An 8,826-nucleotide genomic window follows, 5' to 3' on the forward strand; every position below is an offset into this window, starting at 1 on the left:
GTGGCCCATATCCAGACCTCCCTAAATCTCCCATCTTTGACCCCACTCTCTTCCAATTAATCACTCCTGCTATTCGCACTAACTTACTCTTCTCTATACGTTCTTCTGCTTCTCTTACTAAAAATGACATTTTGCCTCCTCTTTCGTATGTACTTATCTTTTCATTCTATCATATATGTTTCTTTCTGCCTATTATGCAATGGTCTTTATAAACTTTTTCGGCGATACCAGATTTATTGTTTGGTATTGCCTATTTTGTTGCTATATTATGTTTAGATCAAGAGGCTGGTGCTCTTAGCTTTGATGAATAATTTACTATTGATCTAAAAAACATATATTTCTTATGAGGGTGCATTTTGGTACTTTCTAATGAAAATACTAGCCCTTCTATTTTTGGTATTTTTCTTGAATAACTGATATTTTCAAAAGAATGAGTATCTACAATTTTTGAAATTATACCTATATGGCCACCCAAGGAATACTTGTAATTCAGTTTTATGGGATCGTTTTGAATATCATATTCTCTATAAGCAAAGATGTCACCAACTTTAACATCATTAAAATTGTAAATTGGGGTGATGTAATTTGATAAGATAACATGGAACTCTGACTTTTTTTGACTATTATAGCTATCATAAAATTTTTCAATATCTAGAGTTGAAAATTCAGATAGTTTGTTTGGGGCCAAATCCTTTTCTGCACCAATCCATTTTAATATTGATGTGAGGCAATCTTCGGCTCTAAATTTTTTTGATGCAAATCTTTCATCTTCGTTGGAGCCTCCAAAGGCATAGCCATTAGTGAAATATAATAATTCACCTTGTATTGGGCTAAATTTATCTTGGTAAAAATACTTCCAGTTTTTTAATTTAAAATATATTTTATCAAGATTGAGGTTCTTTGGCAGGAGTGTTGTTTGAATATTTGGGCTGAAAGAGATGTTCAATATATTATTCTCAAAGAGAATAGGCTTTAATTGATTTTTCAAAATTAAATGCAAAATGGTAAAATAAAAAATCTTTATATAGTTTAAATATGAATCAAATCCCTTAAATAATATTCTATCTGCAGAATATTTTTCATTTTCTAAATCATTAATTAATTCATCTGAAAATAAATAGTGAGTATAATTTTTGCAAAACTCAAATGTTCCAGATAATAATTCAAAATTTTTATTGTATTTCAAAGGGTAAGTTAAGGGCGCTAATTCATTAGAGAAGCTGAAAATATAGTCGTTTAACTGTAAGCTCGTATGTATATCGGTATTTAAATCCTGTAGTGTGGCGCTGAAAATATCGTAGTGATTTATATTGGAGTTTTTAAGTAAAGTTTTAGTTAAAATAATTGTTTGTTTAACTTCATTAATTGAGAGCAATTTTCTGTTTATTAACTCTTCCCTTGCAATATTCAATATGCTTTTATTGGGCATATCCATTAACTTTTTTAAAAAATAATAAATATATACATATTAAAGATGGCAGGGATAGTAAAGAGGAAACAACAAAAAAATTATTCCACCCAATATTTTCAGCCAAAAACCCTGATGAAGAAGAAATAATTGTTCTTCCTACGGCTGTTATTGAAGTCAAAATTGCATAATAAGTTGCGGCGTATTTATTTTTACTTAGATTGCTTATATATGCAACTATTGCAATGTTACTGATTGAACTTGTTAAATTTTCAAAACCATTTACAACAGCTAGTAGATATAAATTTTTAGGTAAGATATTGATTAACACGAAGGGTAAATTTGAAAGCATTGCTAAAACTTCGGCAAAAAATAAATTAATACCAGGTTTTATTTTTAATGCCAGCCAGCCACCGATTGCCACTCCTGTTAAAGTTCCAATTTGACCTAAGGATTTTACTGCATTTGCTATGTCTATTTTGCTATAACCTGTATCTAACAAAAATGGGGTTGTCATTGCTCCAAGATATGCATCACTTAGTTTGGATAAAGCTACTAGAATTATGATTAAGTAGCAGTTTTTAGTTTTAAAGAACATTTGAAATGGCAGAATAAATGATTGTTGTAACGAGATATTTTTTCTTTCTATATTTTCATCAGGTATTTTTGAAGCCATTATTGTAACTAATGCAGTTGGCACAATGACTAGGCCCATAATTAGAAGAGAAATTTTCCAACTAAATAACTCCGCTAAGTAAAATCCACCAACACCGGAGATAATCATGCCTAATCTATAGCCATAAGTTGTTGATGATGCCCCTAACCCTTGTTCATTTAAATTTAATAACCTTATTCGATATGCGTCTATACATATGTCTTGGGTTGCTGAGAAAAACGCAAGCAAAAAAGATGTCGCAACAAATATTAACATATTTGTTTGTGGGTTTATTCTACCTAAAATAATTATAAAGAGAATTAAGAATATTTGTGATACTAATATCCATGATTTTCTGTGCCCCAAATACTTATCCAGTATTGGTATGTTACAATAATCGATAAGAGGGGACCAAAGAAATTTAAAAGAATAAGGTATTGTAACCAACCCAAGTACTCCTATTGTTTTTAAATCTATGTTATAGTCATGGAGTAGAGCTTTTAATATTGAAGCTGTTATTACAATAGGTAATCCACTGCTGATACCTAAAATAAAAATAGCTAGTATATTTTTAATTAAATTAATTTTTTTTAGCATAAATTTTTTATACACAAGAACACAAGATGTATCATAAAAATACAATTAATACAAAATATTCAAATTATTCATTAAGAAAGCCTGGAATCGAGGTGGATACGATTGTCATTCACTATACACAGTTGGGTTTTAAAGAGTCATATAAGGTTCTTACTCAATCTGGTAAGGTTAGTAGTCATTTTTTAATTAATGAAAAAGGGGATGTGCATCAATTAGTTCCTTTGGACTATAAAGCATGGCATGCTGGCATTAGTTGTTGGAGAGGTAAGAGTGACGTTAATCAAAATTCCATAGGGATTGAAATTGTCAATTGGGGTATGGAGCTAAAATTTTTAAAAGATAGTGTAAGGGTACTGAATGTGCAAAAATTCCGTAACGCTCAATATTTTGCATTAGCAAAACTCATAGATAAAATAAGAAAAATTTATCCCAAAATTACTGATAAAAATATCATTGGTCACAGTGATATTACAGCCAAAACATTAAGGAAAATTGATCCAGGTGTTGCATTTGATTGGAGATTTTTAAACATACTTGGTCATGGCCTATACCACGAAATAGAAGGGGAGAGAGATAATAATGAAGTGATATATAAATTAGGAGATAAAGGTGAGAATATCAAAATTTTACAAACAAGATTACAAAAATTTGGTTATGAGGTGGAGGTTAATGGAATTTTTGATAGATATCTCGCAAATACAATATTTGCGTTTAAATTGCATTACATTCAACACAGTATAAAACGAAACAGTCTGATTGAATACGGAAAATGGTACAAGTATCTTAACTATCTAGTTATTAAATTAAGTAAATAAGCTAGAAAAATTACCCTTTCACTACTTCATTAGACGAAGTTTGTAACGCCTTTTCTTTTTTTATTAAAGCTCTTTTAAGTCTCTTTTTGATCTTTATGGCTTCTAAAGCAAGCTTAGAATTTGGAGTTTTGAGGAGAAATTTATCAAGTCCATGGTTATGTTCAATGGTTCTGATGCTACTTGGCGTAGCTCTAAATTTAACAAAACAACCAAGAATTTCGCTTATAAGCGAATAATTTTGCATATTTGGGAGAAATTTTCTTCTTGTTTTTCGGTTTGAGTGAGAAACATTATTACCCACAGCAACGGATTTATTTACATCAATTTGGCATTTCCTTGTCATCTTAATTCTACTAAAATTAAATTTTGTATGCAACTAATAGCAAATTATATACCAAGTTACAAGCATAATTAACTGACTTTAGATTAAATTTTGTTAATAGCAATTAAATATATGGACTTTTGAGTAAAAGATTCTTATAATGTGCAGCGAATAAATTAATAATTAAAATGATCAATATATCTAAATACTTGCCAATCAGAAAGCAAGAGTTATCTAAATTCATTGTTGTTTCCTTAATGATGGTAATGATTTTGTTCATTTACAGCGTACAGAGAACTGTTAAGGATACAATAGTAGTTAATGAAATGGGTGCTGAATTGCTAAGTGCACTAAAACTTTTTGCAACATTACCAGTTGCAGTTTTGATAATGTTAATTTATACAAAATTGTCCAATGAACTAAATAAAACCACTATTTTTCATATACTTAATATATTCTTCATCTCTTACTTTATTGTTTTCACCTTTGTTATATATCCAAATATTTCAGCTTTTCACTTCGATTCTAGTGAAATAAAAAGTAATTATCCATATTTTAGGTACATAATAACTATAGCAGAAAATTGGGCATACTCATTATACTTTGTATTAGCTGAATTATGGGGTACTGTGATGCTTTCATTGATGTTTTGGCAAACTGCAAATCAGGTATTTAAAATAGATGAGGCTAAAAGATTGTATCCTTTATTTGGCTTGGTTGCACAAATCGGGATGATTATATCAGGAGAGTTGTTAAGATTATTATCAAATAAAACTATTTTTAAAGGTGGATGGGCTGAATCATTAAAATATATAAATTTATCAACTTTATTTGCAGGAGTGGTACTTTCAATATTATTTTTGATATTATCGAATGTACTTGTGTCAAATGAAATTATTAACGCTGAAACGAAAAAGAGTAAGAAAAAGATCGGATTTTTTGAAGGATTGCGACATGTATTTACCTCAAAATATATTGGGTTAATTGCTTTATTAGTCATTTGTTACGGTGTTTCAATAAACATAGTGGAAGGGGTTTGGAAAGCACAAGCTGGAGTCGTTTATACAAATAAACAGGATTATGCTAGATTTATGGCAAATTTACAGACCTATACTGGTCTTGCGAGTATGGTTGCCATGATATGTGGCTCTTATATATTAAGCATTATTTCTTGGAGGACAGCAGCTATATTAACTCCTATTGCTATTTTAATAACTGGTGGAATATTTTTTGTTTTTTCAATATATCAAGTTGAGATTGTTGATTTATTACCGTTCTTAACTTTAGCGCCGGTAGTAATAGCAGTATTTATTGGATTGTTTCAAAACATTTTGGGAAAAGCAACGAAGTATTCATTTTTTGATGCTACGAAGGAAATGGCATATATTCCTCTTAGTGAAGAATTAAAATCAAAGGGTAAGGCTGCGGCTGATGTTGTTGGTGGTAGATTAGGTAAATCAGGAGGGGCCTTGGTACAGCAATTTTTGCTAATGGTTGTGCCTGGCGCTTCGTTGGTATCACTTTCGCCAATTTTATTTGTGGTATTTTTAATTATTATGGTTGTTTGGTTAATTACTGTAAATGTGTTGGCTAAAGAATTTACAAAAGTTTCTAAAATTGAAAATTAGGATAGATGCATAACGTATTATACATCTAGGTATTTTTTAATAACTATAGGGCTATAGCTAAGATAATTAAGTATTTAAATTACGATTGCGTCGTTGTTATTTTAATAATTATGCACTACATAATTATTTATGGTCACAGTGAATTTTTGACAATATTAAGGATTTTTTCTTCTACATTTACATTTTTACCGCTAGCTTGAGCAAAATCAGAGTTTCCACCTCCATTTCCATCAATAATATTAAAGCATTTTTGAAGCAATTCTTTGGCATTATATTTAGGTAATATATCCTTTGACACGCCGATTAAAAGAGAAGTTTTATTGTTAGATTTATCCGTGTTAATTAATACCATAACAGATTTGGTCCTGTTTTTAAGGCCATCATAAATACTTTTGAGGTCTACTTTCTGTTCATTTAATTTAAGTAATAAAATTTTATTATCATTTACACTAATTTCTTCTAGTCTGAGAAGCAGTAATTCATTTTTGTATTGCTCATTAATCTTTGTTAAACTTTTGATTTGATTTTGTAAATTATATACATCGTTAACTATATTTTCTTCTTTACATCTTAGCAATTGCACAATTTCTTCAGTTTTATCAGCTTTGTTTCTAAAATAATCTAGCGCTTTAATACCAGTCAACGCTTCAATTCTTCTAACACCTGCAGAGATTGATTCTTCAGATGATATTGCAAATATCCCTATCTCTCCAGTATAATTTGCATGAGTACCGCCACATAACTCGATTGAATCCCCCATTGAAATAACCCTAACCTCATCGTCATATTTTTCACCAAAAAGTGCCATTGCGCCACATTTTTTTGCATCGTCAATATTCATTAAGTTGGTTGAGATTCTTTTATTTGCAATGATCATGGTGTTCACTAATTTTTCTACTTCAATTAGCTCAATTTTAGTTAAACCTTTGTTGTGTGTAAAATCAAATCTTAATTTTTCATCATTTACTAATGAGCCTTTTTGAACCACATGTTTTCCCAAATTATTTCTTAGAGCAAAATGCAAAAGGTGAGCGGCTGAATGATTAGCTTTAATCTTGTTTCTTAATTCATAATTTATTAATAATTTTACTTCATCTCCCACATTTAATTTTTCTGATAAATGAACGAAATGCCCATGTATTTTTCCTACAAATAGTTTTGTATCATAAATTTTACTATTGTTGATTAAACCCTTATCTCCAATCTGCCCACCACATTCTGCATAAAACGGTGTTTGATCAGTGATAATTACAGCTTTCTCTCCATCATTTGCAAATCCTACTGATTTATCATTTACTATGATTGCTTGAATTTTTCCTACAAAATTAGCATTCTCCTTTCTTATAAATTCGGTACTTCCAAATTTATCATATACATCATACCAAATAGGCGAAATTCCTATTTCTCCACTGCCACTCCAATTAGCTTTAGCTCTAACCTTTTGTTCTTGCATGGCAGTTTCAAAACCTTGATGATCAAGTTGTAAATTTTTTTCTTTCAAAATATCAGCTGTCAAATCGAATGGAAAACCATAAGTGTCGTATAATTTAAATGCTTTTATTCCACTTAAAACTCCATTTTTAGGCAGATGATCTGTCTCCTCATTTAAATACTTTAAGCCATTTTTCAAGGTATTTTTAAAGCGTTCCTCTTCCATATTTAAAGTTGAGATTATCAAATCTTTTGCTTCTAATAATTCAGGGTAGGAGCTTTTCATTTCACTAATAAAAATGGGTGCTATTTTTGACAATAAATTATCATCATACTCTATGTTGTGAACATGCCTCATTGCTCTTCTCATTATTCTTCTTAAAACATATCCTCTACCTTCATTTGATGGTAAAACTCCATCCGCAATTAAAAAACATAAAGAACGAATATGATCAGCTATTACTTTATTAGAAACAATTTTTTGATTATTACCAGTAAGTTCAATTATTGTATTTATTAATTTTTTAAATAAATCCGTATCGTAATTGTCATTTACTCCTTGCATAACAGCGCTAATTCTTTCTAAACCCATCCCTGTGTCTATTGAAGGTTTGGGAAGGTTGATTTGATCGCTAGATTTTAATTTTTCATATTGCATAAAAACTAAATTCCATATTTCAACGTATCTGTCGCCGTTTTCATCTTTTGTTCCTGGAAGTCCTCCAAAATATTTTTCTCCGTGATCATAAAAAATTTCTGAACATGGTCCGCATGGACCTACGTCTCCCATTGACCAAAAATTATCATTTGTTTTAATTTTAATTATTTTATCATCACTGAAGTTACTAATTTTTTTCCATAAGTTCAGTGCTTGAATATCTTCATGATATACTGTAATGTATAGTTTTTTCTTATCTATTTGTAACTCTTTAGTTAAATATTCCCATGCATAAAATATTGCTTTTTCTTTAAAATAATCTCCGAATGAAAAATTACCCAGCATTTCAAAAAATGTATGGTGTCTAGCGGTAAATCCAACATTTTCAAGGTCATTGTGCTTTCCGCCTGCACGAATACATTTTTGAGAAGTGGCAACTCGTGGATATTCTATTTTTTCCTTACCTGTAAATTGATTTTTAAATTGAACCATACCTGAATTGGTGAATAAAAGGGTAGGGTCATTGTGTGGAATCAGAGTAGAGGAAGCTAAAATTTTATGATTATTTTTTTGAAAATAATTTAAAAAAGACTCTCTAATATCATTAAGCAACATTCGCAAATGGTAATAATTTTAGTTAGCCAGAATATAATATAATCTATGTTTTAGGTAAATAAAAAAGCTCAGTAACACTGTAGTCGCTGAACTTTTTTATTAAATTTAATTATTTATAGCTCTTCTTTTGGTTGTTCAGTAACCTCTACCGTACTACAAACTGCTGAAATGACATTTTCAAATAGATCAATAGCAGCTGCAGTTTTATCAGTTTGAAACTGTTTTACTGCTGTGTTACTACTACTTTGCGCGTCACTTACATCTTGCATAATAGCTGTAACCAAACTTTCCTGATCCTTTGCTAATGTAGTTCCTCTATCTACAAAATCTACTAATGCCTTTATATAATCATGTCCTTCGACATCAGCTGAAACAGAACTAAAAGCTTGGACTGCGTCTTTTACAAAAGATTTTAAGTATTCAACGGCATTGCCTTTTAAAGCGTAATCTGCTTCTAGCTTTGTAGAGATCGTCACAGCTAAATCTATAACCTTTGTTGCATTGTTTGTATAATTTTGTGCTTTAAATGCATCTATACAAGGTTTAATTTCCTTAGCTATACCAAAAAATAAGGCCGTTGCATAAATGCAAAGCAAGGAAGATATGCAATAAATGGATTTAAAAAATTAGATTCATATAAAGAAGAACGATAAGTTTGGTATAAAAGCTGATAGAATAATAGGAATTCAAGAAAGTT

7 protein-coding genes are annotated in these 8,826 nt (G+C 30.1%); 2 read left to right on the forward strand and 5 right to left on the reverse strand.

Annotated elements, in window-relative coordinates:
• Nucleotides 1–277 precede the first annotated feature (277 nt).
• Together L8D11_RS01945 and L8D11_RS01950 are read right to left on the reverse strand one after the other, a co-directional pair.
• Nucleotides 278–1,429 carry a hypothetical protein gene (locus tag L8D11_RS01945; protein ID WP_236869996.1) on the reverse strand — a complete coding sequence of 384 codons (1,152 nt, stop codon included), beginning with the start codon at nucleotides 1,427–1,429 and terminating at the stop codon, nucleotides 278–280.
• A complete protein-coding gene (locus tag L8D11_RS01950) occupies nucleotides 1,419–2,660 on the reverse strand; it encodes an AmpG family muropeptide MFS transporter (RefSeq protein ID WP_236869997.1) in 1,242 nt (413 codons plus the stop codon). Before L8D11_RS01950 ends, L8D11_RS01945 begins: the two co-directional genes overlap by 11 nt.
• Nucleotides 2,661–2,686: 26 nt before the next feature.
• Here L8D11_RS01950 and L8D11_RS01955 point away from each other — a divergent pair, with 26 nt between their 5' ends.
• Nucleotides 2,687–3,475: an N-acetylmuramoyl-L-alanine amidase gene (locus L8D11_RS01955; RefSeq protein WP_236869998.1), complete on the forward strand. Its 789-nt coding sequence runs from the start codon at nucleotides 2,687–2,689 to the stop codon at nucleotides 3,473–3,475.
• A gap of 10 nt (nucleotides 3,476–3,485) precedes the next feature.
• Here the strand turns inward: L8D11_RS01955 and rpmB are convergent, their stop codons facing one another.
• Entirely contained in the window at nucleotides 3,486–3,818 is a 333-nt protein-coding gene (gene rpmB / locus L8D11_RS01960; protein ID WP_236869999.1) for a 50S ribosomal protein L28, read from the reverse strand.
• 167 nt (nucleotides 3,819–3,985) lie between these two features.
• Between rpmB and L8D11_RS01965 the strand changes: the two genes are divergently transcribed.
• Nucleotides 3,986–5,425: an Npt1/Npt2 family nucleotide transporter gene (locus L8D11_RS01965; RefSeq protein WP_236870000.1), complete on the forward strand. Its 1,440-nt coding sequence runs from the start codon at nucleotides 3,986–3,988 to the stop codon at nucleotides 5,423–5,425.
• A gap of 133 nt (nucleotides 5,426–5,558) precedes the next feature.
• Here L8D11_RS01965 and alaS read toward each other — a convergent pair whose 3' ends face one another.
• On the reverse strand, nucleotides 5,559–8,129 hold the full coding sequence (gene alaS, locus L8D11_RS01970) for an alanine--tRNA ligase (protein WP_236870001.1): 2,571 nt from the start codon (nucleotides 8,127–8,129) through the stop codon (nucleotides 5,559–5,561).
• Between the two features lie 113 nt (nucleotides 8,130–8,242).
• Nucleotides 8,243–8,725 carry a hypothetical protein gene (locus tag L8D11_RS01975; RefSeq protein ID WP_236870002.1) on the reverse strand — a complete coding sequence of 161 codons (483 nt, stop codon included), beginning with the start codon at nucleotides 8,723–8,725 and terminating at the stop codon, nucleotides 8,243–8,245.
• Nucleotides 8,726–8,826 lie beyond the last annotated feature (101 nt).

The sequence above is a fragment of the Candidatus Bandiella numerosa genome (genome assembly GCF_021811875.1).
GTDB lineage: Bacteria > Pseudomonadota > Alphaproteobacteria > Rickettsiales > Midichloriaceae > Aquirickettsia > Aquirickettsia numerosa_A.

Excerpts from the sequence above, each read along its gene's own strand:
- rpmB (WP_236869999.1), bottom strand. The coding sequence starts at position 3,818 with ATGACAAGGAAATGCCAAATTGATGTAAATAAATCCGTTGCTGTGGGT.
- L8D11_RS01955 (WP_236869998.1), top strand. The coding sequence starts at position 2,687 with ATGTATCATAAAAATACAATTAATACAAAATATTCAAATTATTCATTA.
- L8D11_RS01950 (WP_236869997.1), bottom strand. The coding sequence starts at position 2,660 with ATGCTAAAAAAAATTAATTTAATTAAAAATATACTAGCTATTTTTATT.
- alaS (WP_236870001.1), bottom strand. The coding sequence starts at position 8,129 with ATGTTGCTTAATGATATTAGAGAGTCTTTTTTAAATTATTTTCAAAAA.
- L8D11_RS01945 (WP_236869996.1), bottom strand. The coding sequence starts at position 1,429 with ATGCCCAATAAAAGCATATTGAATATTGCAAGGGAAGAGTTAATAAAC.
- L8D11_RS01965 (WP_236870000.1), top strand. The coding sequence starts at position 3,986 with ATGATCAATATATCTAAATACTTGCCAATCAGAAAGCAAGAGTTATCT.